The sequence below is a fragment of the Rhizobium sp. CAU 1783 genome, assembly GCF_054551725.1.
Map to the genome: position 1 here is coordinate 47,502 of NZ_JBTOLM010000002.1, position 21,870 is coordinate 69,371.

Genomic DNA, 21,870 nt, shown 5'->3' on the forward strand with positions numbered 1-21,870 from the left:
AAAATTCGCTTCGACGTATGTCGCCGCCTTCACCGGCCGATCGCTTTGGTGGTGAAACTTTGTGCGGTTGCACTGCCTCGTGACTTTGTCGCGCTGCCGGATTGTGCAGCGCGGCAGTTCAGGCATCTTCGTCGGGTACAATTTCGAGGCGCGGCGCCCGCACGGGAAAGCGTCCGACATAATCTTCGATGGCGCTTGGATCGAAGACGAGTCCATCCATGAAGCGGTCTTCAGCCGTGGTTCCTTCCAGGCCGAAATCATCGGCTGGCGCCCGGTCCGCGCCAAGCGCAAGACGGTAGAGGTCGGGCCGGTAAGCGGAGGCCGCGGCCTTTTGGCCGGCCGGGCCGAAGGAGGTCTGTCCCCAGCGTATCATCTGGCTGTAGATCCAGAGCGCGTGGCTGGTCCGCGGGAAATTCGCCGCGTGACGGTGGAAGACGAAATAGTCGGGAATGATGCGCTTGTGGCCCCTGGCATCCAGGTTGAACTCGCCGGCGAGCACGTGGCGGATGATGTCGACCGGTGCCGCAATGTAGCGGGGATCGGCCAGCACGTCGGCCAGTGCGTCATGATTGGCGGGATCGTCGCACCAGCGCGCAGCGGCATCAAGGGCGACGATCAGCCGGGAAACGGTTTCCGGATGGTCACCGGCCCAGTCCGGCCGCATGCCGAGAACCTTTTCCGGGGCGGATGGCCAGATGTCCTGCTTCGCCGCGACGATGCGGCCGACACCTCGTTCCGAGGCGACCATGTTCCACGGTGCGCCCACGCAGAAGCCATCGATGGCGCCGGCGGCCAGCGCATCGGACGTCAGTGGCGGCGGCACCACCACCAGCTTGACGTCGCGGTCCGGATCGATCCCTCCAGCTGCCAGCCAATAGCGGAATTCGTAGTTGTGCGACGAAAAGGGATAGGTCATTCCGAAGGTCGGCGGCGCTTCGCCGCGCGTCTTCATGTCGGCGAGGACCGTCGCCAGTGCCCGCGCATTGTCCAATGCGCTTGCGGTTTCTGCGAGACCGGCCGCCTGCCGCATCCGGTCGAAGAGCCGCACGGACAGGGTGATGGCGTTGCCGCCGCGACCCAAGGAAAATGGCGTGATCGTCGGCGATGGGTTGGAGCCCAGGCCGAGCATCGAGGCGACCGGCATCGGCGACAGCATGTGGGCGATGTCGAACTGGCGAAAGGCAAGCCGGTCGCGCACATTGGCCCAGGAGACGTCGCGGACGAGGTCGAGCGTCAGCCCCTCGCGTGCCGCAAAACCGAATTCGGCGGCGGCGATCAGGACGGAGGCGTCCATCAGCGGGATGAAGCCGGTCCGCAGAACCTTCGGCGTGCCGCCCTTGCCCAGTCCCGGCGTGGCTAGGTTCGCTCCGACTGAAATCGGTTGCGTCATGTCATTCACTCCGGCTCCTCCGGACGCGATCCTGCCTCCGGTCCGCATCACATCAGCAGTCCTGCTGCCGTCACCACGCTCTGGGCGATGTCGGACAGCTTTTTCTTCTCGTTCATCGCCGTCTGGCGCAGAAGCGCGAACGCTTCTTCTTCCGAAAGGCCGCGCATTTTCATGAGGATACCCTTGGCGCGTTCGATCACCTTTCGCTCCTCGAGCGCATTGCGGGCGTCGGCCAGTTCGCGTTGCAGGCGACTGAAGGCGTTGAACCGGCTGACCGCCATGTCGAGGATCGGCTTCACCCGCTCCTTCTTCAGGCCGTCGACGATATAGGCCGAGACGCCGGCCTCGACCGCGGCCTCGATCGAGGCGGTGTCCGAGCGGTCGACGAACATGGCGATCGGCCGGCTGACCGAACGGGTCAGCTGGAAGAGATGCTCCATCTGGTCCCGGTTGGGGTTCTCGATATCAATGATGACGACGTCCGGCTTCAGGTTTTCTATGATCCGGGCGATTCCGAAGACCTCGTGCACCACGGTCACGTGGGTATGTCCGGCATCCCGCAATCCCTCTTCGATGATGGACGCACGTATGGCGTTTTCATCGATCACGAGAATGGTGAGGTCCGGGTGCAACATGGCATCATTGATGCCGCAGTGCGAAAAGCTTGGCAAGCATTATGCCTAGAAATTGTGCCGCGGATGAAATGCACACAAATTATACAATTGCAGAACTGCAGACGGCCGCCTTCAGTCAATGAGAGCGGTCAGCGTTTCGAGCCGATCGGCCTCGCGCGGAAGCTTGTCCTGGCGAAGCCTGGCGATCCGCGGGAAGCGCATCGCGACTCCGGACTTGTGGCGGTTCGAGCGGCTGATACCCTCGAAGGCGACCTCGACCACGAAACCATGGTCGGGTTCCGCTCTCAGCGCCCTCACAGGTCCAAAGCGATCCACGGTGTTGTTGCGGACAAATTTGTCGAGGATTTCGAGTTCGGCGTCGGTGAAACCGAAATAGGCCTTGCCGACCGGAACCAGGACGTCCCTGCCGTCGACGCTTGTCCAGACGCCGAACGTGAAGTCGGAATAGTAGCTCGAGCGCTTGCCATGGCCACGCTGGGCATACATCAGCACTGCATCGGCATTGAGCGGATCCCGCTTCCACTTGAACCACGGGCCTTTGGCGCGGCCCGCCAAGTAGCTGCTGTCCCGACGCTTGATCATCACCCCCTCGATCACCGGGTCGGGAGGATTGCGGCGCAGCCTGTCGAGTTCGCCCCACTCGGAAAAGGGCACGAGCGGTGAAAGATCGAATCGCGAGGGCGGCGCGTCGTCGATCAGGCGGCTAAGCCGTGCCCGCCGATCGACAAAGGCTTCGCCCCGCACGTCCTCCACGCTGTCGAACAGGATGTCATAGGCCCGCAGGATCGCCGGATAATCGGCCAGCATGCGCAACGAAACGGTCTTGCGGTTCAGCCTCTGCTGCAAGTCGGAGAAGCTGCGGGTCGGCTCGTTGGAGCGCATCGTCCCGCCGATCAGCAACTCGCCGTCGATCACCCCTTCGAAGTTTGCCGCCTCGACGATGTCCGGAAAGGCGCCGGAAATATCGTCGCCGGATCGTGAGTATAGCCTCGTGCGGCTTGGCGACGAGGAAAGCTGGACGCGAATGCCGTCCCATTTCCATTCAGCCGCAAAGTCGGCCGGATCGAGGCTGTCGAGATCGTTGTCGCCTACCGGGGTCGACAGCATGACCGAATGAAAGATGGCGGGCGTCGCCAGTATCGGTTTCTCCTGTCGCCCTTCGAGCCAGGCAAAGAGCGGCTCATAGGGTGGCGACAGGCCGTGCCACAGCGTCTCGATTTCTGTGATCTCCTTCTCGCCGAGAATGGAGAGAGCCTGTTTGGCAAGCCGGGCCGACACCCCGATGCGCAAGCCGCCGGTAACGAGTTTCAGGAAGGCGAACCGACCGGAGGGATCGAGCCGGTCGAGCAGTGTCCGCACGGCCCCGCGCACCTCTGTACGCCCGAGCGACTGCATCTTTTCCACGACCTCGGAAAGCCCTGGTTGCGGGAGTGCCGAGGCGGCCTGTTCACGATCGCCGTCCCAGACCAGCGAGATGGTTTCCGCAAGGTCGCCCACATAGTCGTAGGAATAGCGGAACAAAACTTCGTCCATCCGCTCCAGCGCGAGTTCGCGCAGCATCGCCGGCTTCACCACGCCGATATCCAGCGTATCGGCGAGCACGGCTAGCCCGTAGCCGCGATCGGGGTCCGGTGTCGTGCGGAAATAGTCGACGAGCAAGGTCAGCTTGCCGTTGCGGCTGGGCGTGAGCACGAGGCGATCGAGCAGGTCGGAAAAGGCCTTCATGCGCCGTCAGTCCCCCTCGTCCTCATAGCCGACCAGATGGAGCGGCCGCGCGGCGATGCCCTGCAGTTCGCACCAGCGGACCAGAGCCTCTTCCCTGCCATGCGTGACCCATACCTGGCCGGGCGAAAGCTCGGAAATGGTGGCCGTCAGTTCGGGCCAGTCGCAATGATCGGAAATCACCAGCGGCAGCTCGACGCCGCGTTGCTTGGCGCGCTGGCGGACCATCATCCAGCCGGACGCGAAGACGGAGAGCGGTTCGGAGAAACGGCGTGCCCAACGATCGTTGAAGGCTGAAGGCGGGCCGACAACGACGGCGCCGCGAAAATCGCGCGCGTCCGGATCTTCGCCTGTCGCCGGCCGTAGATCGCCGAGCATGACGCCCTCGCTTTCATAATAGTCGCAGAGCCGGGAAAGCGCGCCGTGGATGTAGATCGGCCGGTCGTAGCCGGCGTGACGCAGCAGCGATATCACGCGCTGCGCCTTGCCGAGTGCATAGGCGCCGACCAGGTGGCTTCGCTCTGGAAATTGCCGAAGCGACGCGAGAAGCTTGCCGATCTCGGTGGACGGAGAGGGATGATGGAAGACCGGCAGGCCGAAGGTTGCCTCGGTGATGAACACATCGCATCCGACCGGTTCGAACGGTGCGCAGGTCGGGTCGGCGCTGCGCTTGTAATCGCCCGAGACGACGATCCGCATGCCGTTTCGCTCGATTAAGATCTGAGCCGATCCCAGCACATGCCCAGCCGGGTGGAAACACACATCGGTTCCCTCGATCGCGATCGTCTCCCCGTAGGCGACGGCCTGTGTGCTACCGGCGAACTCGGGTCCGCAGCGGAGCCGCATGATGTCGAGTGTCTGCCGCGTCGCCAGCACATGGCCATGGCCGGGGCGTGCGTGGTCGGAATGTCCGTGTGTGATAAGGGCCCGCTCGACCGGTCGCACCGGATCGACGTGAAACTTCCCGAATGGGCAATAGAGCCCCTCGGCTGTCGGGTGGAGAAGGGCTTCGGGCCTTATCGTCATGGCAAAAGAGATAGGGCGCGCGCCCGTCGCATGCCAGAGGGTTAGCCGGCGATACGCGTGACAGCCAGATAGCCGGCTGCGGCGGCTGCCCCCGTGAGAAAGCAGCCCCAGGCCATGTCGACGATCACGACCGGGATGGGCCAGCCCCTCAGCGTCGCCAGATTGGTCATGTCATAGGTCCCATAGGCGAGCAGTCCGAGCAGGGCACCACCGATCGCGGCCGTCAGCAGGCTGCCCGACGAGACAGCGGGAAGGACAGCAAAATAGACGATGCCGGCGATGTAGAAGAGATAGAAGAGCCCCGCCGCGGTAAAGTTCGGTGTCGCGAGCAACAGTTCGCCGAGATGGCGGCGATAGAAGCCTATCGCAATGCGGGAGAGCCATAGATAGTCGAGGCCGAAGAAAACGATGGCGCTCGCCATGTAGGCGATGACATAGCTACTCATGATGTGATCCTGGCGTGCAAGGCGTCGCGCATCGATCCCTCCGCTCAGATGCCGAGCATGGGCTGAATGAGGCGCAACAGACGACTGCGGAATTTCAGGGGCGCATCCGTGACTGCCAGGCATACGCAATCCTCGTCGGGCGTCGCCACGGGCTGATGCTGCAGGGTCTCGTCGGCCTCTTCCAGGTCTCCGCGCCGGAAAAGGGCGTCGCCGTCACGGAAACTTCCCTTCAGGACCAGCGTCAGTTCGCGCCCGCCATGCGAATGCTCCGGAACCGGCTTTCCAGCCGGAATCTTGAGCAGTCGCACCATGCTTTCGCCATCGGCGGTCGCGATCGGAATGTGGTAGGCACCGCGTCCCAGTGCCTTCCATTTCAAGGCGGCCAAGTCTCCTCCGAGATAGGACCGTAGCGGTTCGGGAAGGACCACATCCTTCCCTCCTGCAGCCCGAGGCGGCGCCTTTGTCCTGTCTGCCTCAAGGTCGGCCGCTTTGGTCGCCTCGATCCTTGCTTTCATGGCGTCCCAGCTGGTGTCGTCCGCCACCTCGTCACAGGCCATTTCCAGCATTTCGCCGCCTGCATGTTCCATGAAGTCGAGGCGCCGCCGGCAGGCCGGACAAAGGGCGAGATGCGTGGCAACTGCAATGCTCCAGCCTTCCGCGAGGCTGCCGGAAGCATAGGCAAGCAACAATTCGTCGCTGACGTGATGTTGTATGGTCATGACCGGTCCTCCATCGCGGCGCGCAGCTTTGCGAAGGCAAGCCGGATGCGAGACTTGACGGTACCCATGGGCAGGCCGAGCTTTGCGGCTATGGCGCTGTGGGACGCTTCATTGAAGAAGGACAGTTTCAAGAGCTCCAGCTGTTCCGCGGGTAGCGTCGACATGGCGCGCCGAAGCCGGTCGGCTTCCTCCTGTTGTTCGAACTCGACGTCGGCCGATGGCATGTCGTCGGGAACGAACGCGGGGTCGTTCGGGTCGAATGCCGGACGCTTCGTTTTTCGGTAGGCGTCGATCCTGAGATTTCGCGCAATGGTGAAGATCCAGCTCGAAACGTTGCCACGTGCAGGGTCGAACTGGTGAGCTTTGTTCCATACCGCCAGCATGGTCTCCTGCATCAGTTCTTCGGATATCTGTCCATCTCGGGCGAGCTTGGCCATGTAGGCGCGCACCCGTGGACCGTAATGGCGGAAAAGTGCTTCGAAGGCTTCGACGTCCTTCTTCTGCCCGACGGCGGTCAAAAGCTGGGCGAGGTTTCCTTGTGGACTTTCATCGTCGCTGGCCTGCATGGATGCCGTTTTTTTCCCACTAACCTGCGGCAAGGAACGGGGCTGCCGCGCAAATCGCCCTCGTTCATTGTGGCATGCATCCGCCGCTATTGAAAATTCTGTCGTCATGACCGCATTTACGGCGCAATTTCCACAGCGGATCACTCGACCGGAATTTATTCACCGGACATCGATCCGTTTCGCTTCGGTCTGCGTAATGCTGTGAAATGAACAGCAAGGCGAGGTAGATCGATGGACGGCGGCTTTAGAAGCTCGACTCACAACGGTAGGCGCAAGATCGCTGTCGTGGGATCGGGTATATCCGGGCTGTCTGCCGCATGGCTCCTGAGCCGTACCGCAGATGTCGTGCTCTTCGAAGCCGATTCGCGCGCTGGAGGGCATGCCAATACGGTTATTGCCCGCACGGCCGGGCGCGAAATCGCCGTGGACACGGGCTTCATTGTCTACAACGATCGCAACTACCCCAACCTGGTCGCCCTTTTCGATCATCTCTCCGTTCCGACACTGCCGTCGTCTATGTCCTTTTCCGCTTCCCTCGATAGTGGACGCTTCGAGTATTCCGGTTCGGGTCTGGGCGGACTTCTGGGTCAGCCAATCAATACGGTCCGCCCACGCTTCTGGCGCATGGTTTCCGACATTCTGCGCTTCTACAAGGAAGCGCCGGAACTGCTTGGGCGCCCTGAACTCGAGGCGGTAAGCCTTGGTGACTATCTGGCCCGGAGTGGCTACGGTGCCTCATTCGTCGAAGACCATCTTCTGCCAATGGGTGCGGCGATCTGGTCGACCACGGCGTCCGAAATGCGACGTTATCCGCTGCATGCCTTCATCCGGTTCTTTGCCAATCACGGCCTCCTGCAACTCAAGGATCGCCCGCGCTGGCGCACGGTCGCCGGCGGAAGCCGCGAATATGTGAAGCGTCTGCTCGCCGATTTTCGCGGTGAGGTGCGGCTCGAAAGCCCAGTTATCTCGGTCCGTCGTCTAACAATCGGGGTCGAGGTCGTTGATGCGGCCGGCAATGCGGATCGTTTCGACGATGTCGTGATCGCCACCCACGCCGATCAGGCGCTCGGGTTGCTTTCCGATGCCGACAACGGCGAGCGAGAGGTGCTGGGCGCCTTCGAATACACGCCCAACGTTGCCGTTCTTCATTCCGATGTCGGCCTGATGCCGAAGCGTCGGAAAGTCTGGTCGAGCTGGAATTACATAGCGGATGCGGATCGCTCGGGAAAAAGCGCTCTCTGTGTAACCTACTGGATGAACCATCTGCAGTCGCTTGATCCTGCGGCGCAGCTGTTCGTCACGCTCAATCCGTGCCGGACAGTCGATGAGAAGAAGATCATCAGCGTGTTCGACTACACCCATCCCTTGTTCGACCTCAAGGCCATTGCCGCGCAGCATCGTCTCTGGTCGCTTCAGGGCCGGCGCAACACCTGGTTCTGCGGGGCCTATTTCGGAAGCGGTTTCCACGAGGACGGTCTTCAGGCCGGCCTTGCGGTGGCCGAGGCGCTTGGCGGTGTGCGCCGTCCGTGGACGGTCGCGGACGAATCTGGAAGGATCGCCCATGTCCGGACACACGAGGCGGTCGAATGAGCTTCGCCTCCGCCCTCTACACGGGTCATGTCCTTCATGTCCGGCACCGGCCGAAGCGCCATCGACTGCGCTACAGCGTCTTTTCGCTGCTGGTGGATCTCGATGAGCTGCCGCTGCTCGGCAGGAGCCTGAGACTGTTCGGCCACAACCGTCGAGCCGTCTTTTCCGTCCATGATGCGGATCATGGCGACGGAAGGCGGGAAGGGCTGAAGAGCTGGGTCGCGGGACATCTTGCCGATGCCGGCATCGCCGAGCAGGACCTGCGGGTCACAATGCTCTGCTATCCCCGCATCTTCGGTTTCGTCTTCAATCCGCTGACTGTCTATTTCTGCAGTCGGGGCGACGGAGCACTGGTCGCCATTCTCTACGAGGTCTGCAACACCTTTGGGGAGCGGCACACCTATGTCATCCCGGTCGAGGGTAGCGGCCATTCCGTCCGACACGAATGTGCCAAGCGGATGTATGTGTCTCCCTTCATGCCGATGAACTGCACTTACGGCTTCAACATCAAGCCCCCGGGCGAGGCGGTAGCGATCAACATAGGTGAGAGTGACGAAGAAGGTGCCTTGCTCTTTGCGTCCTTTGTCGGGGAACGTCGCGAGATTTCCGATGCGGCGCTGCTGCGCATGCTGCTGACCTATCCGCTGATGACGCTGAAGGTGGTCGTCGGAATCCACTGGGAAGCCTTGCTGCTTTGGTTGAAGCGCACGCCGATCTACCGCCATACGCCGGCGGCGATACCGGTCGCCAGCACGGTTGTCCTGCAGAATGAAATGGAGAAACCATGAGCCACGCCGAACAGGAAACCTCCGGTCTCGCGCCTGCGCGACCCGTGTGGCAGAAAATGCTGTGCCGTTGGGCGGACAGGCTCCGCAAGGGACGGCTGGTCCTGCAGTTTGAGAACGGCTTCGAGCATGTTGTGACCGGCGTCGAAACGGGTCCGACGGCCGTGCTGACGATAAGACGTCCCCGTGCGCTGCTGCGGATCATGACGGGCGGTACCCTGGGATTTGCCGGCGCGGTGATTGATGGCGACGTCGATAGCCCCGACATCGGTGCGGTTCTCGAGCTGGCGGTTGCCAATGAAGACCGGTTTTCGCGCCTGATGGCACCCAACCTGATCACCGGCGCTATCGCCCGCATTCGCCACGCGCTTCGACGCAACACGGTGAAAGGCAGCCGCCGCAACATCGCGTTCCACTACGATCTGGGCAACAGTTTCTACGCGCTCTGGCTTGATCGGACGATGACCTATTCCTCGGCCCTCTATGAGACGCCCGGACAAGGCCTGTCCGACGCGCAGGAGGCAAAGTATGCGCGGATCGTCAGAGAACTGAACATCGGTCCGGACGACCATGTGTTGGAGATCGGCTGCGGCTGGGGCGGATTTGCCGAGCATGCGATCCGCGCCACCGGATGCCGCCTCACCTGCCTGACGCTTTCGGTCGAGCAGGCGAAATATGCGCGGGATCGTCTGGAACGGGCAGGTTTGTCCGACCGCGCGGACATTCGTCTGGAGGACTACCGCCACTGTGAAGGCCGCTTCGACAAGATCGTCTCGATCGAGATGTTCGAAGCAGTCGGCGAGGAAAACTGGCCGGTCTATTTTGCGACGCTGCGTCAACGCCTGAAGCCCGGCGGCAGCGCCATGGTGCAGTCCATCACGATCGACGAAAACCGTTTCGAAGCCTATCGACGCCGGGCTGATTTCATTCAGACCTACATCTTCCCGGGCGGGATGCTCCCCTCCGTGGCGGCGTTCAAGGACGGAGCTCGAAAAGCGGGTCTGGCCATCGGTTCTCTGCTGGCCTTCGGCCGCGATTATGACCGGACACTGGTTGCGTGGGACCACGCTTTTGTCGCGAATTGGCCAAAGATCGAGGCCCTCGGCTTTGATCGCCGATTCTATCGGCTGTGGCGTTTTTATCTCCACTATTGTGCCGTCGGCTTCCGCACGGGCCGGATCGATGTGCTTCAGGTCCGGCTCGACAACCCTGAATAGCTCGTCAATCGGGGGATCTCAGCATTCGCCGCGTCAGCTTGAACCGGAGCGACGCCGGCAGTGCGTGGAGGATCTTCATCGCGACGGCCATCCTGCGGGGAAAGACGATCTCGTAGTGGTTTGCCGCGAGGCCTTTGGCGATGGCATCCGCAGCCGCTTCGGATGAAATGAGGAAGGGCATCGGAAAATCGTTCTTCCGGGTCAGCGGCGTATCGACGAAACCTGGATTGACGATCGACAGGCGGACGCCCTTTTCTGCCAGTTCCGGATAAAGTGCCTCGCACATCACGTTGAGCGCGGCCTTCGTCGCTCCATAGCTCGCCGCACCGGGCAAGCCGACATATCCGGACACCGAGGCAACGACCGCAATTTGTCCGGTTCTCCGGGCCAGCATGCCCGGCATGACCGCTTCCAGGCAATGCGCGGTGCCGATCAGGTTGAGGTCGACCATCGTTTTCAGACGCTCGGAGTCGAAGTCGGACGCGTAGTCCCGCGCATAGGTTCCTGCCGCGAAGACAGCGAGTGCGATCGGACCAGATCGAGCGGTGATTTCGCTGGCCGTTTCGTGGACGGCTGCCCCGTCGGTGACGTCGAGCGGGAAGCGGACGATACGGTCCGGAGCCTCGGCACAGAGCCGATCCAGCTCGACGACGCTGCGGGCACTTGCGGCGACGTCCCAACCGTCTCGCGCAAGTCGCAAGGCGAGAGCCCGGCCGATGCCGGAACTTGCCCCGGTAACCCAGGCGACCCGTGAAGGTGCCGTCGTGCCGTTGTCGACCGATCTGCTGTCGTTGGTCATCAGAACCCCGTCTTGCCTTTTCGCTATCTGAGGCAATACGGCAAGAAGGTGCGAATGGTTCAGCGCCCGCCGTTCACCGCGACGAAGCTTTCCATGCGGGACAGGGCAAGGTCGGGCTGATCGAGAACGTTTGCCTGGTCGGCGAGGCGGAAGACATCGCAGTAGTGCAGGATTCCGCGCGCGGATTGCATGCCGGCAGGCATGGTGAAGTGGTTCTGGTGACCATTCAGCCAGGCGAGGAAGACGACACCCGCCTTGTAGAATTGCGTCGGCGCCTCGAAGATCTTGCGGGACAGGGGCACTGTCGGCGCCAGAACCTTGCGGAATTCGTCTTGCCTGCCGTCTGCGAGTGCTGACAGCGCAAGCGAGGCCTGCGGAGCCACGGCGTCGAAGATGCCGAGCAGGGCGTGGCTGTAGCCGTCGGGGCCGTCCTCGATCAGGTCGGCATAGTTGAAATCGTCACCGGTATAGCAGAGCACGCCTGGGGGCAGGCGCCTGCGCAGAGCAATCTCCTTCGTGTTGTCCAAAAGGGAGATCTTGATGCCTTCCACCTTGCCGCTGTTCTCCGCGATGATCGACAGGACCGTCTCCAGCGCCTTGTCGAAATCGTCGCTGCCCCAATAGCCGGCGAGTTGCGGGTCGAACATGCTGCCGAGCCAGTGCAGGATGACTTTGTCCTTCGCCTGCGAGAGAATGCGGCGATAGACGGTGCGGTAGTCATCTGCGGACCGCGCCACGCGCGCCAACGCGCGGCTGGCCATCATGATGGTGCGCCCGCCATGGGCCTCGACGAACGCCATCTGTGTTTCGTAGGCGCAAACGACATCGTCCAGTGAGCGTGCATCTGCGGCTGGCAGATGATCGGTGCCTGCGCCACAGGCAAGGTCGGCACCCGGCACGTGCCGCGCTTCGGCGAGGGAGCGGCGGATCAGTTCCTGCGCGCCGGCCCAGTCGAGCCCCATGCCGCGCTGGGAGGTGTCCATCGCTTCGGCGATCTTGAAGCCGAGCCCCCAGAGATGGTGCCGGAAGGCCATCGTGCGCTCCCAGTCGATGGCGGGCGAACCCCAGGGATCGCTGTCGCGCAGCGGATCCGAGACGACATGGGCGGCGGCGTAGGCGATACGGTTGAAACGTGGCGGCCGGTCGGGCCGGCCGACCGGCGTGCCGATCAAGCGATAGGTCTCGATCGTGCCGTCCATCTTCGGCAGCGTGATGGCGTGGGTCATGGCATCCTCCTCCATGGTTTGATTGCTCAATAATTTAGATCGTTCCAAATGGCAAGCTTTGGGCGAGAGCATTTTATTCGCCCGATGCGGGCTCTGTTGACGGGCGAAAGAATGTTCTGGAGGTGTGAAAAACTAGTGCAAACGCTGAAATAGAGCCGATGTGGCGGCCGTCTATCCAAATTTCAGTTGCGGAATCGCGACCTGTTGTAGTTTCCCATTTTTGTCTTGACAGATTTGGATCGTTCCAATTATGAGTCCGAAAGATCAGAAATTCAGGAGGATGCGCCAATGGGAGAAAGGGTGACGGTTGTCGATATCGCACGCGCTGCCGGCGTGTCGAAATCGACCGTGTCTCTTGTTCTTCAGGGCAGCCCTTTGGTCAATGAAGGCACGCGGGCCAAGGTCAATGCGGCCATCCGCGAGCTTGGTTATGTCTACAATCGCGGCGCTGCCAATCTGCGCCAGTCGAATGCCAAGTCGAAGATCATCGGCGTCGTCGTCAACGATCTGACCAACAGCTTCTTCGCCGAGCTTGCCGTCGGCATCGACATGACCGTCCAGGCTGCCGGCTATGTGCAGTTTCTGGCGAACTCGGCCGAAAACCCCGACCGGCAGCGTGAGGTCGTTGCCTCGATGCGCGAGCACGGCATTTCGGGGCTCATCATTTCGCCCGCCCGTGGAACGCCCGCCGCCGATCTGAAGCCGCTTGCCGCCGCCGGTATTCCGGTGGTTGCCGTCGTGCGCAATGTCTCAGGCGCGCGGGTCTCCTCGCTGCTCTCGGACAATGCCGCCGGCGCCAAGGCGGCGGTCGAGCATCTGATCGCGCTCGGGCATCATCGCATCGCTTTCCTCGGCGGCTTCCCCGATACGACCGTTTATGCCGAGAGGTTGGCTGGTTATCGGGAGGCGCTCGGTGCCGCTAAGCTTGCCTGTGGTGATGATCTGGTGATGGCATCGGCCCCATCCCGCATCGGCGGTATGGTCGCGATCGAGCGCTGTATGGCGCTCGCGGACCGTCCGACGGCGGCCCTGTGCTTCAACGATGCCGTTGCCTTCGGCGTCTGCGATGGCTTGCGCAAGGCTCGGATGGAGCCGGGTGCCGATTTCGCCGTCGTTGGCTTCGACGACGTGATCGAGGCGAAGACCGCCGTTCCGGCGTTGACCACGGTCGCCATCGATCCGCAGGGCATGGGCCGCCGCGCGGCGCAACTGCTCCTCAAGCAGATCAATGCCGGAAAGGTCGAGCCGGAGGCCGTGGTCAGCCCGGCGCATCTGGTCGTTCGCAAGAGCTGCGGTGCAAGTGGTGCCCTGGGAGAGGCCCAACTTGGCGGCCTGGCAATGGAGGGTGCGGCTGCCGCCGCGCTGTGAGGAATTGAAAAGTCGGGGCGGCCGGTCCGGTCTGCCCGGGAGGAGGATGACATGGTCCGCTGGGGCTTGATCGGCGCAAGCACGATCGCGCGCGAATGGGTGATCAAGGCGATCCGCGCCAATGGTGGCGAGGTCGTGTCTGTCATGAGCAGCAATGCCGAGCGCGGTCGGGCCTATGCCGCCGAGAACGGCATAGCGCGGGTTGCGCTGACGCTCGACGAACTCGTTGCCGATCCGGGCATCGATGCGGTTTACATCTCGACGACGAACGAACTGCATCGCGACCAGGCGATTGCCGCCGCACGGGCCGGCAAGCATGTGCTCTGCGAAAAGCCGCTCGCGCTGTCGCTCGATGACGCGCGCGGCATGGTCGCCGAGGCAGCAAAGGCCGGTGTCGTCCTCGCGACCAACCATCACCTGCGCAATGCCGCGAGCCATCGGGCGATGCGTGCCGCCATTGCCGCCGGAAAGATCGGCCGGCCGCTGGCCGCGCGTGTCTTCCACGCCGTCTATCTGCCGCCGCATCTGCAGGGCTGGCGCCTCGACCGACCAGAAGCTGGCGGCGGCGTCATCCTCGACATCACCGTGCACGATGCCGATACGCTTCGCTTCGTCCTCGACGACGACCCGGTCGAGGTGACGGCGTTCAGCCAGTCCGCCGGGATGGGGCAGTCAGGGCTTGAAGACGGCGTGATGGGCGTAATGCGCTTCCGTTCGGGCCTGATCGCCCAGTTCCACGACGCCTTCACCGCGAAATTCGCCGAGACCGGTTTCGAGGTCCACGGCACCGAAGGCTCGCTGATCGCCCGCAACGTGATGACCCAGCGTCCCGTGGGCTCCGTAACGCTCCGGAATGCTGAGGGTGAGCGCGAACTGCCGCTCGACCAGGTGGGTCTCTACGAGCGCGCGATAGCCAGTTTCCATGCGGCGATTGCTGGCAATGGCAGCCCGTCGGCCACCGGCGAGGACGGCCTGTGGTCGCTGGCGACCGGCATTGCGGTCGTCAAGTCGGCAGCGTCCGGCGCGGCCGTCAAGATTGTAACCGGACTCTGAGCAGGATCATGAGCAAGCTGATTACCCCGGCCGAAGCTGCCGCCCTCATTCCCGACGGAGCCGTTGTTTCCGTCTCGTCGTCGAGCGGCCTCGGCTGCCCCGACCTGATGTTGAAGGCGATCGGTGAACGCTTCGAGGCGACCGGCCATCCGCGGAACCTGACCACGCTGCATCCGATCGCCGCCGGCGACATGAGTGGTATCAAGGGCATCGACCATATCGCCCGTAAGGGACTGCTGGCGCGCATCATCGGCGGCTCCTATCCGTCCGGTCCGTCGACGTCCGAGCCGCCGCTCATCTGGCAGATGGTGACCGGAGACGAGATCCTCGCCTACAACATCCCCTCTGGCATCCTCTTCGACATGCATCGCGAGGCGGCTGCGAAGCGCCCCGGCGTGATCACCAAGGTCGGCCTGGAAACCTTCGTCGATCCGGATCGGCAGGGCTGCGCGATGAACGCCTCCGCTGCGGCCGAACCGGTCGTCAGGAAGATCGCGTTCGAGGGAGAGGAATGGCTCTATTTCCCTGCCATCGTTCCGCAGGTCGCCATCATTCGCGCCACCACGGCTGACGAGCGCGGCAACCTCACCTATGAGCACGAGGGCGCCTATCTCGGCGGCCTAGACCAGGCGCTCGCCGCCCGCAACAACGGCGGCATCGTCATTGCCCAGGTCAAGCGTTTGACCAAGGATGGCTCGCTGAAGCCGCATGACGTGCGCGTGCCCGGCATGCTGGTCGACTATGTCATCGTCGATCCCGACCAGAAACAGACGACCCAGACACCCTACGATCCGGCGATCTCGGGCGAGATCTTCCGGCCGCTCGACAGTTTCCACCTGCCGGAATTCGGCATCCAGAAGGTGATCGCCCGCCGCGTGGCGCAGGAGCTTGAGGCTGGCAGCTGCGTCAATCTCGGTTTCGGCATTTCCGCCAATGTCCCGCGCATCCTCCTCGAAGAGGGCCTACACGGTGCTGTCATCTGGGTGATCGAGCAGGGTGCCGTCGGTGGCGTGCCGCTTCTCGATTTCGCCTTCGGCTGCGCGTCGAACGCGGACGGCTACATGCCGTCGCCGTATCAGTTCACTTATTTCCAGGGCGGCGGTTTCGATGCCTCGCTCCTGTCTTTCCTCGAGATCGGGCGGGACGGCTCGGTCAATGTGTCCAAGCTAGCCTTCCGGCCGCACGTGACGGCCGGTGCCGGCGGTTTCGTCGACATCACCGCCCGTGCCAAAAAGATCGTCTTCTCCGGCATGTTCAACGCGGGGGCAAAGCTTTCCATCGAGGACGGCCGTCTGGTCGTCGAAAAGGAGGGTAAGCTGAAGAAGCTGGTCAACGAGGTCGAGCACGTCACCTTCTCTGGCCGCCGCGCCGTGGAGCAGGGTCAGGACATCACCTATGTGACCGAACGATGCGTCATGGAGCTGACGCCCGACGGCATCATGCTCACCGAGATTGCGCCGGGCATCGACCTTGAGAGCCAGATCCTCGCACAGTGCGAATTCCCGCTGCTCATCTCGCCGGATCTCAAGGGCATGGATCACGAGCTGTTCCGCGACGCGACGATCGGCCTGGTGCTTCCGCAAAAGCCGAAGCGCGTGCTGGAGGCCTCCCATGGCTGAAAACCGCATCCGGATGTCCGTGGAAGCCTCCGTTGCCACCATCACGCTGGCGCGAGCCGACAAGCTCAACGCGCTCGATCTCGACATGCTCGCGGAACTCTCCGCGGTCCTCGACAGGGTCGAGGCCGACGGCACGGTCCGGGTTTTGATCCTGATCGGTGAGGGCAAGGCTTTTTCCGCCGGTGGCGACATTGCCGCTTGGGGCGGCATGCAGCCTGCCGAGTTCGGCCACCAGTGGGTCCGCTACGGCCACCGCATCTTCGATCGGCTGGCGACGCTCCGGATGCCGGTCATCGCCGCGATGAATGGCCATGCCTTGGGCGGCGGGCTGGAGCTTGCCGGGGCGGCCGACATCCGCATTGCCGAGCGTCAGGCGAAGATCGGCCTGCCGGAAACCTCGCTCGGCATGGTGCCGGGCTGGTCTGGCACACAGCGGTTGGTTCGCCGGTTCGGCGCGCAGATCGTCCGGCGCATGGTGCTGGGTGGCGAGATGTTCAGCGCGGAAGAAGCCCATGCGAACGGTCTGGTCGACCTCGTCGTGGAGACCGGTGAAGTGCTCAAGGCCGCGCGGGACTATGCCGCGCGGATCGCCCGGCGCGGTCCAGCGGCCGTCGAAATCTCGAAACTCATGCTGTCCATCGCCAGCGGCGAGGACAATGGCGCAGCCGTCGAGGCACTGGGTTCGATCCTGGTCGCCAAGACCGGCGACCTGAGGGAGGGCGTGTCCGCCTTCAGGGAAAAGCGCACCGCCGAATTCAAGGGAGAATGGTAATGCCGGTACTCGTAACGCCGCGGAAGATCGAAGATACGACGGTTCGCGAATTCTCCATGCTGATCGACGGTGAGTGGGTCGGAGGTGCCGAAGGTCGCACGCTCGAGCGCGTGGCGCCCGGACACGGCGTGGTCGTCAGCCGCTACCAGCAGGCCGGCGCGGCAGATGCCGAGCGTGCCATTCGCGCTGCCCGCAAGGCCTTCGACGAGGGAGCATGGCCGCGCATGACGGCCTCCGAGCGGTCCGGGATTCTACTGAAGGCAGCCACGCTCATCGAAGAACGCCTCGACGAAATCTCCTATCTCGACGCAGTCGAGGCCGGCAAGCCGATCACCCAGGTCAAGGGTGAAATCGCCGGTGCAGCCGACATCTGGCGCTATGCTGCGGCGTTGGCCCGCGACCTGCATGGCGAGAGCTACAATACGCTCGGCGACGGTACCCTTGGCGTCGTGCTGCGGGAAGCGATCGGTGTCGTCTCGATCATCACGCCCTGGAACTTCCCCTTCCTGATCGTCAGCCAGAAGCTGCCGTTCGCGCTTGCCGCCGGCTGCACCTGTGTCGTCAAGCCGTCGGAACTGACCTCCGGTTCGACGCTTGTTCTCGGCGAGATCCTGATCGAGGCGGGTGTGCCCGCCGGCGTCGTCAACATCCTGGTCGGCACCGGCCCGGAGGTCGGCGCGCCGATGACGACGCATCCGGCGGTCGACATGATCTCGTTCACTGGCTCCACGGGAGTCGGCAAGCTGACGATGGCGAACGCCGCCCAGACCCTCAAGAAGGTGTCACTGGAACTCGGCGGCAAGAATCCACAGATCGTTTTCCCCGATGCCAACATCGACGAATTCGTCGATGCGGCCGTCTTCGGTGCCTGGTTCAATGCCGGCGAATGCTGCAATGCCGGCTCGCGGCTGATTTTGCACAAGAGCATAGCCGACGATGTGGTCGCCCGTGTCGCCCAGCTGTCGAGCGCGGTGAAGGTCGGCGATCCGCTTGATCCGACGACACAGGTCGGCGCGATCATCACGCCGCAGCATCTCGAAAAGATCTCCGGCTATGTATCGGGCGCCGCGGCCGGTGGCGCCAACATCGCCTATGGCGGTTCGGCGATCGATTTCGGCATGGGCCAGTTCATGGCCCCCACCATCCTCGACAAGGTCACCCCGGACATGGCGGTCGCCCGCGAGGAAGTCTTCGGTCCGGTCCTGTCGGTGCTGACCTTCGAAACGACGGAAGAGGCGATCCGCATCGCCAATGCCATCGACTACGGCCTGTCCGCCGGGGTCTGGAGCCGTGATTTCGACACCTGCCTGACCGTCGGTCGCAAGGTGCGGGCGGGTACGGTCTGGATGAACACCTTCATGGATGGCGCGGCCGAACTGCCCTTTGGGGGCTATCGCCAGTCGGGCCTTGGCCGGGAACTCGGCCGCCATGCTGTCGAGGACTACACCGAGACCAAGACGCTCAACATGCATATCGGCGCCCGCACCGGATGGTGGATGCCGCGATGAAAAGAAGCCCGGAATACATATGCTTCAATCGATTTAAAATTATGCGCCGACGTTCTTGACCTTGGTCAAATTATGAATTCTTTAATACCCTCGCGGTGGGAGACCGCGTGAAATATCGGGTCCGATGCGAGGAGCAGCGGACCCACCCAAACGGCGGGGAGGAGTTCCGCCGGCACGACTTGCAAACGGGAGGAATACGATGCGCAAGTTTTTGACTACGACTGCTGTAACGCTGACGATGATGGCCGGCCTCGCCCAGGCCGCCGAGAACGTTGAAGTGCTGCACTGGTGGACGTCCGGCGGCGAAGCGGCCGCGCTCGACGTCCTGAAGAAGGACCTCGAAGGCAAGGGAATTTCCTGGACCGACATGCCGGTCGCAGGCGGTGGCGGCACCGAAGCCATGACCGTTCTGCGCGCCCGCGTCACCGCCGGCAATGCGCCGACCGCGGTTCAGATGCTCGGCTTCGACATTCTCGACTGGGCCAAGGAAGGCGCGCTCGGCAATCTCGACGATATCGCCGCCAAGGAAGGCTGGGACAAGGTGATCCCGACCGCCCTGCAACAGTTCTCGAAGTATGACGGTCATTGGATCGCCGCGCCGGTCAATGTTCACTCGACCAACTGGCTGTGGATCAACAAGGCGGCCCTCGAAAAGGCCGGCGGCAAGGAGCCGACGAACTGGGACGAGCTGGTCGCTCTGCTCGACAACTTCAAGGCCCAGGGCATCACCCCGGTCGCCCATGGCGGCCAGCCGTGGCAGGACGCGACGATCTTTGACGCCGTCGTGCTGTCGCTCGGTAACGACTTCTACAAGCAGGCCTTTATCGATCTCGATCCGGCAGCGCTTTCCGGCGACAAGATGAAGGAAGCCTTCGACCGCATGGCGAAGCTCCGCACCTATGTCGACGACAACTTCTCCGGCCGCGACTGGAACCTCGCGTCCGCCATGGTCATCGAGGGCAAGGCCGGCGTGCAGTTCATGGGCGACTGGGCCAAGGGCGAGTTCATCAAGGCCGGCAAGAAGCCGGGCTCCGACTTCGTCTGCATGCGCTTCCCCGGAACGCAGGGCTCGGTAACCTTCAACTCCGACCAGTTCGCCATGTTCAAGGTTTCGGACGACAAGGTTCCGGCCCAGCTGCAGATGGCCTCCGCCATCGAGAGCCCGGCCTTCCAGTCGGCCTTCAACGTCGTCAAGGGCTCGGCACCGGCGCGTACGGATGTTTCCGACGAAGCCTTCGACGATTGCGGCAAGAAGGCGATCAAGGACCTGGCGGAAGCCAATACCAGCGGCACGCTGTTCGGCTCCATGGCACACGGCCACGCCAATCCGGCAGCCGTGAAGAACGCCATCTACGACGTGGTCACCCGCGCGTTCAACGGCGAACTCAACTCCGACGAAGCCGTCAAGGAACTGGCGGCGGCTGTCGAGGGCGCAAAGTAAAGCCACGGGACGGGGGTATCTGCCCCCCCACCCTGACCCGACCGGGGTCGAGCCGCGTGTCTCGACCCGTCCTTCGGACCCCCGCACGCGGGGAGAGGGGACGGCCAACGCGGTGCCGCATCTGCCTTCTCCCCGCTCGCGGGGAGAAGGTGCCGGCAGGCGGATGAGGGGCGTCACCCCTCGCCAGAAAATTGAAAATACACAAGAAAACGGTGGTACCGACCATGGACAGTCGCAGCCGGCTGCAGGAGCTTTTGCCAAAGCTCGTGCTGGCACCCAGTTTCCTCATCGTACTCGTCTTCGTTTACGGCTTCATCGCCTATACGGGGTTCCTGTCGATGACCGACAGCAAGATGCTGCCCTCCTACAACTTCGTCGGGTTCGCCAACTATGCCAAGCTCTGGAACCTGCCGCACTGGTGGCGGGCGCTGACCAATCTCGGCATTTTCGCTTCGCTCTACATCGTCATTTGCTCGGTTCTCGGATTGGCCCTTGCGATCCTGCTCGACCAGAAGATCCGCGCCGAGGGGCTGCTCCGGCCGATCTATCTCTATCCGATGGCACTGTCGTTCATCGTCACGGGAACGGCCTGGAAATGGTTCCTCGATCCGGGCATCGGGCTCGAGAACACCATGCACCTCTGGGGCTGGGAGAGCTTCGCCTTCGACTGGATCAAGGACCGCAACTACGCCATCTATTGCGTCGTGATCGCAGCCGTCTGGCAATCCTCCGGCTTCGTCATGGCGATGTTCCTCGCCGGCCTGCGCGGCGTCGACAACGAGATCATCAAGGCCGCGCAGATCGACGGCGCCTCCACCGCCACCGTCTATCGCCGCATCATCATTCCGCTGATGCGCCCGGTCTTCCTCTCGGCCTTCGTCGTGCTCGCCCACCTCGCCATCAAGGCCTACGACCTCGTCGTGGCACTGACGGGCGGCGGCCCCGGCCAGGCGACCGAGGTCCCGGCCACCTTCATGTATTCCTACACCTTCACCCGCAACCAGATGGGCATCGGCGCATCGTCCGCAATCATCATGCTGATCATGATCTTCTCGATCATAGTGCCCTACCTCTATTCCGAGATCCGCGGAGGAAAACGCTGATGAGTGCGTCGAGCCCCGACAATGTCATCTCCCACGGCCGCCTGGTCCGCGCGCTTATCTACTCGGCGCTGATCCTCTTCGCCGTCTACTATCTGCTGCCGCTCTACGTGATGGTGGTGAACTCCCTGAAGCCCCTGGAAGAGATCCGCCAGGGCGGCATGCTGAACCTGCCGAAGGTATGGACCGTCGAGCCCTGGCTCTCGGCATGGTCGACCGCGCAGATCGGCGTCCAGCCGACCGGGCTGAAGCCGTTCTTCATCAATTCGATCCTGATGGTCGTCCCGGCCGTCGCCATCTCGACGATCATCGGTGCCCTCAACGGCTATGTGCTGACGAAGTGGCGTTTCCCAGGCTCGAACGTCTTCTTCGGCCTGCTGCTCTTGTCCTGCTTCATTCCCTTCCAGATCGTGCTGATCCCGATGGCGCGCATTCTGGGCTTGCTGGGACTGGCCGGCTCGATCTGGGGCCTGATCCTGGTGCACGTGGTCTACGGCCTCGGCTTCACGACGCTCTATTTCCGCAATTACTATGAGAACTTCCCCACCGAACTGGTGCGGGCGGCGCAGATCGACGGCGCGAGCTTCTTCCAGATCTTCTACCGCATTCTCCTGCCGTCCTCCGGGCCGATCATCGTCGTCTCCGTCATCTGGCAGTTCACCAACATCTGGAACGACTTCCTGTTTGGGGCTTCGTTCTCCGGCGCATCGTCGACGCCGATGACGGTTGCGCTCAACAACCTCGTGTCGTCCTCGACCGGCGTCAAGGAATACAATGTCCACTTCGCGGGCGCGATCCTCGCCGCCCTGCCCACCCTCATCGTCTACATCGTCTCCGGCCGTTACTTCGTGCGTGGCCTGATGTCCGGCGCAGTGAAAGGATAAGGCC

Annotated in this window: 20 protein-coding genes; 11 read left to right on the top strand and 9 right to left on the bottom strand. The window is 62.9% G+C overall.

The window, feature by feature from the left end; translation table 11 throughout:
• Positions 1-118: 118 nt before the first annotated feature.
• The 7 genes from ACX93L_RS06965 to ACX93L_RS06995 all read right to left on the bottom strand — a co-directional run bounded on the left by ACX93L_RS06965 (position 119) and on the right by ACX93L_RS06995 (position 6,504).
• Positions 119-1,390, bottom strand: a complete 1,272-nt coding sequence (locus ACX93L_RS06965) for a CmpA/NrtA family ABC transporter substrate-binding protein (protein ID WP_459404192.1) — start codon at positions 1,388-1,390, stop codon at positions 119-121.
• 47 nt (positions 1,391-1,437) lie between these two features.
• Positions 1,438-2,025, bottom strand: a complete 588-nt coding sequence (locus ACX93L_RS06970; RefSeq protein WP_459405342.1) for an ANTAR domain-containing response regulator — start codon at positions 2,023-2,025, stop codon at positions 1,438-1,440.
• A gap of 111 nt (positions 2,026-2,136) precedes the next feature.
• Positions 2,137-3,750, bottom strand: coding sequence for a cisplatin damage response ATP-dependent DNA ligase (locus tag ACX93L_RS06975; RefSeq protein WP_459404193.1), 1,614 nt, complete (start codon positions 3,748-3,750; stop codon positions 2,137-2,139).
• Positions 3,751-3,756: 6 nt separating this feature from the next.
• Positions 3,757-4,767, bottom strand: a complete 1,011-nt coding sequence (locus ACX93L_RS06980) for a ligase-associated DNA damage response exonuclease (protein ID WP_459405343.1) — start codon at positions 4,765-4,767, stop codon at positions 3,757-3,759.
• Between the two features lie 47 nt (positions 4,768-4,814).
• Entirely contained in the window at positions 4,815-5,219 is a 405-nt protein-coding gene (locus ACX93L_RS06985; protein WP_459404194.1) for a DUF2177 family protein, read from the bottom strand.
• Between the two features lie 44 nt (positions 5,220-5,263).
• Entirely contained in the window at positions 5,264-5,938 is a 675-nt protein-coding gene (locus ACX93L_RS06990; RefSeq protein ID WP_459404195.1) for a ChrR family anti-sigma-E factor, read from the bottom strand.
• Positions 5,935-6,504, bottom strand: a complete 570-nt coding sequence (locus ACX93L_RS06995; protein WP_459405344.1) for a sigma-70 family RNA polymerase sigma factor — start codon at positions 6,502-6,504, stop codon at positions 5,935-5,937. Before ACX93L_RS06995 ends, ACX93L_RS06990 begins: the two co-directional genes overlap by 4 nt.
• A gap of 231 nt (positions 6,505-6,735) precedes the next feature.
• Here ACX93L_RS06995 and ACX93L_RS07000 point away from each other — a divergent pair, with 231 nt between their 5' ends.
• Genes ACX93L_RS07000 through ACX93L_RS07010 form a run of 3 tightly spaced genes read left to right on the top strand, consistent with a single transcriptional unit; the run spans position 6,736 to position 10,096 of the window.
• Entirely contained in the window at positions 6,736-8,094 is a 1,359-nt protein-coding gene (locus tag ACX93L_RS07000) for an NAD(P)/FAD-dependent oxidoreductase (protein WP_459404196.1), read from the top strand.
• Entirely contained in the window at positions 8,091-8,882 is a 792-nt protein-coding gene (locus tag ACX93L_RS07005; RefSeq protein ID WP_459404197.1) for a DUF1365 domain-containing protein, read from the top strand. Before ACX93L_RS07000 ends, ACX93L_RS07005 begins: the two co-directional genes overlap by 4 nt.
• Entirely contained in the window at positions 8,879-10,096 is a 1,218-nt protein-coding gene (locus tag ACX93L_RS07010; protein WP_459404198.1) for a class I SAM-dependent methyltransferase, read from the top strand. The genes ACX93L_RS07005 and ACX93L_RS07010 overlap by 4 nt, the downstream gene beginning before the upstream one ends.
• 4 nt (positions 10,097-10,100) lie before the next feature.
• Here ACX93L_RS07010 and ACX93L_RS07015 read toward each other — a convergent pair whose 3' ends face one another.
• Complete coding sequence (locus ACX93L_RS07015; RefSeq protein ID WP_459404199.1) at positions 10,101-10,895, bottom strand: SDR family NAD(P)-dependent oxidoreductase; 795 nt, start codon at positions 10,893-10,895, stop codon at positions 10,101-10,103.
• 59 nt (positions 10,896-10,954) lie between these two features.
• The gene (locus tag ACX93L_RS07020; protein WP_459404200.1) at positions 10,955-12,121 is read right to left on the bottom strand and encodes a dihydrodipicolinate synthase family protein; all 1,167 of its coding nucleotides are present in this window, start codon (positions 12,119-12,121) and stop codon (positions 10,955-10,957) included.
• A 288-nt stretch (positions 12,122-12,409) separates the two neighbouring features.
• Between ACX93L_RS07020 and ACX93L_RS07025 the strand changes: the two genes are divergently transcribed.
• The 8 genes from ACX93L_RS07025 (at position 12,410) to ACX93L_RS07060 (ending at position 21,866) form a co-directional block, all read left to right on the top strand.
• A complete protein-coding gene (locus tag ACX93L_RS07025; RefSeq protein WP_459404201.1) occupies positions 12,410-13,489 on the top strand; it encodes a LacI family DNA-binding transcriptional regulator in 1,080 nt (359 codons plus the stop codon).
• A 51-nt stretch (positions 13,490-13,540) separates the two neighbouring features.
• Entirely contained in the window at positions 13,541-14,542 is a 1,002-nt protein-coding gene (locus tag ACX93L_RS07030) for a Gfo/Idh/MocA family protein (protein WP_459404202.1), read from the top strand.
• A gap of 8 nt (positions 14,543-14,550) precedes the next feature.
• The gene (locus ACX93L_RS07035; protein WP_459404203.1) at positions 14,551-16,161 is read left to right on the top strand and encodes an acyl CoA:acetate/3-ketoacid CoA transferase; all 1,611 of its coding nucleotides are present in this window, start codon (positions 14,551-14,553) and stop codon (positions 16,159-16,161) included.
• Positions 16,154-16,933, top strand: coding sequence for an enoyl-CoA hydratase/isomerase family protein (locus ACX93L_RS07040; RefSeq protein WP_459404204.1), 780 nt, complete (start codon positions 16,154-16,156; stop codon positions 16,931-16,933). The genes ACX93L_RS07035 and ACX93L_RS07040 overlap by 8 nt, the downstream gene beginning before the upstream one ends.
• Positions 16,933-18,441 (top strand): aldehyde dehydrogenase family protein, encoded by a 1,509-nt coding sequence (locus tag ACX93L_RS07045; protein WP_459404205.1) that lies wholly within the window; start codon positions 16,933-16,935, stop codon positions 18,439-18,441. The genes ACX93L_RS07040 and ACX93L_RS07045 overlap by 1 nt, the downstream gene beginning before the upstream one ends.
• 199 nt (positions 18,442-18,640) lie before the next feature.
• On the top strand, positions 18,641-19,882 hold the full coding sequence (locus tag ACX93L_RS07050; protein ID WP_169592526.1) for an ABC transporter substrate-binding protein: 1,242 nt from the start codon (positions 18,641-18,643) through the stop codon (positions 19,880-19,882).
• A 224-nt stretch (positions 19,883-20,106) separates the two neighbouring features.
• The gene (locus ACX93L_RS07055) at positions 20,107-20,985 is read left to right on the top strand and encodes a carbohydrate ABC transporter permease (RefSeq protein WP_169592522.1); all 879 of its coding nucleotides are present in this window, start codon (positions 20,107-20,109) and stop codon (positions 20,983-20,985) included.
• Positions 20,985-21,866, top strand: a complete 882-nt coding sequence (locus tag ACX93L_RS07060; protein ID WP_459404206.1) for a carbohydrate ABC transporter permease — start codon at positions 20,985-20,987, stop codon at positions 21,864-21,866. Before ACX93L_RS07055 ends, ACX93L_RS07060 begins: the two co-directional genes overlap by 1 nt.
• Positions 21,867-21,870: the final 4 nt, after the last annotated feature.

Coding starts and splice junctions, on each gene's coding strand:
- ACX93L_RS06965 (WP_459404192.1), bottom strand. CDS start 1,390: ATGACGCAACCGATTTCAGTCGGAGCGAACCTAGCCACGCCGGGACTG.
- ACX93L_RS06970 (WP_459405342.1), bottom strand. CDS start 2,025: ATGTTGCACCCGGACCTCACCATTCTCGTGATCGATGAAAACGCCATA.
- ACX93L_RS06975 (WP_459404193.1), bottom strand. CDS start 3,750: ATGAAGGCCTTTTCCGACCTGCTCGATCGCCTCGTGCTCACGCCCAGC.
- ACX93L_RS06985 (WP_459404194.1), bottom strand. CDS start 5,219: ATGAGTAGCTATGTCATCGCCTACATGGCGAGCGCCATCGTTTTCTTC.
- ACX93L_RS06990 (WP_459404195.1), bottom strand. CDS start 5,938: ATGACCATACAACATCACGTCAGCGACGAATTGTTGCTTGCCTATGCT.
- ACX93L_RS06995 (WP_459405344.1), bottom strand. CDS start 6,504: ATGCAGGCCAGCGACGATGAAAGTCCACAAGGAAACCTCGCCCAGCTT.
- ACX93L_RS07000 (WP_459404196.1), top strand. CDS start 6,736: ATGGACGGCGGCTTTAGAAGCTCGACTCACAACGGTAGGCGCAAGATC.
- ACX93L_RS07005 (WP_459404197.1), top strand. CDS start 8,091: ATGAGCTTCGCCTCCGCCCTCTACACGGGTCATGTCCTTCATGTCCGG.
- ACX93L_RS07010 (WP_459404198.1), top strand. CDS start 8,879: ATGAGCCACGCCGAACAGGAAACCTCCGGTCTCGCGCCTGCGCGACCC.
- ACX93L_RS07015 (WP_459404199.1), bottom strand. CDS start 10,895: ATGACCAACGACAGCAGATCGGTCGACAACGGCACGACGGCACCTTCA.
- ACX93L_RS07020 (WP_459404200.1), bottom strand. CDS start 12,121: ATGACCCACGCCATCACGCTGCCGAAGATGGACGGCACGATCGAGACC.
- ACX93L_RS07025 (WP_459404201.1), top strand. CDS start 12,410: ATGGGAGAAAGGGTGACGGTTGTCGATATCGCACGCGCTGCCGGCGTG.
- ACX93L_RS07030 (WP_459404202.1), top strand. CDS start 13,541: ATGGTCCGCTGGGGCTTGATCGGCGCAAGCACGATCGCGCGCGAATGG.
- ACX93L_RS07035 (WP_459404203.1), top strand. CDS start 14,551: ATGAGCAAGCTGATTACCCCGGCCGAAGCTGCCGCCCTCATTCCCGAC.
- ACX93L_RS07040 (WP_459404204.1), top strand. CDS start 16,154: ATGGCTGAAAACCGCATCCGGATGTCCGTGGAAGCCTCCGTTGCCACC.
- ACX93L_RS07045 (WP_459404205.1), top strand. CDS start 16,933: ATGCCGGTACTCGTAACGCCGCGGAAGATCGAAGATACGACGGTTCGC.
- ACX93L_RS07050 (WP_169592526.1), top strand. CDS start 18,641: ATGCGCAAGTTTTTGACTACGACTGCTGTAACGCTGACGATGATGGCC.
- ACX93L_RS07055 (WP_169592522.1), top strand. CDS start 20,107: ATGGACAGTCGCAGCCGGCTGCAGGAGCTTTTGCCAAAGCTCGTGCTG.
- ACX93L_RS07060 (WP_459404206.1), top strand. CDS start 20,985: ATGAGTGCGTCGAGCCCCGACAATGTCATCTCCCACGGCCGCCTGGTC.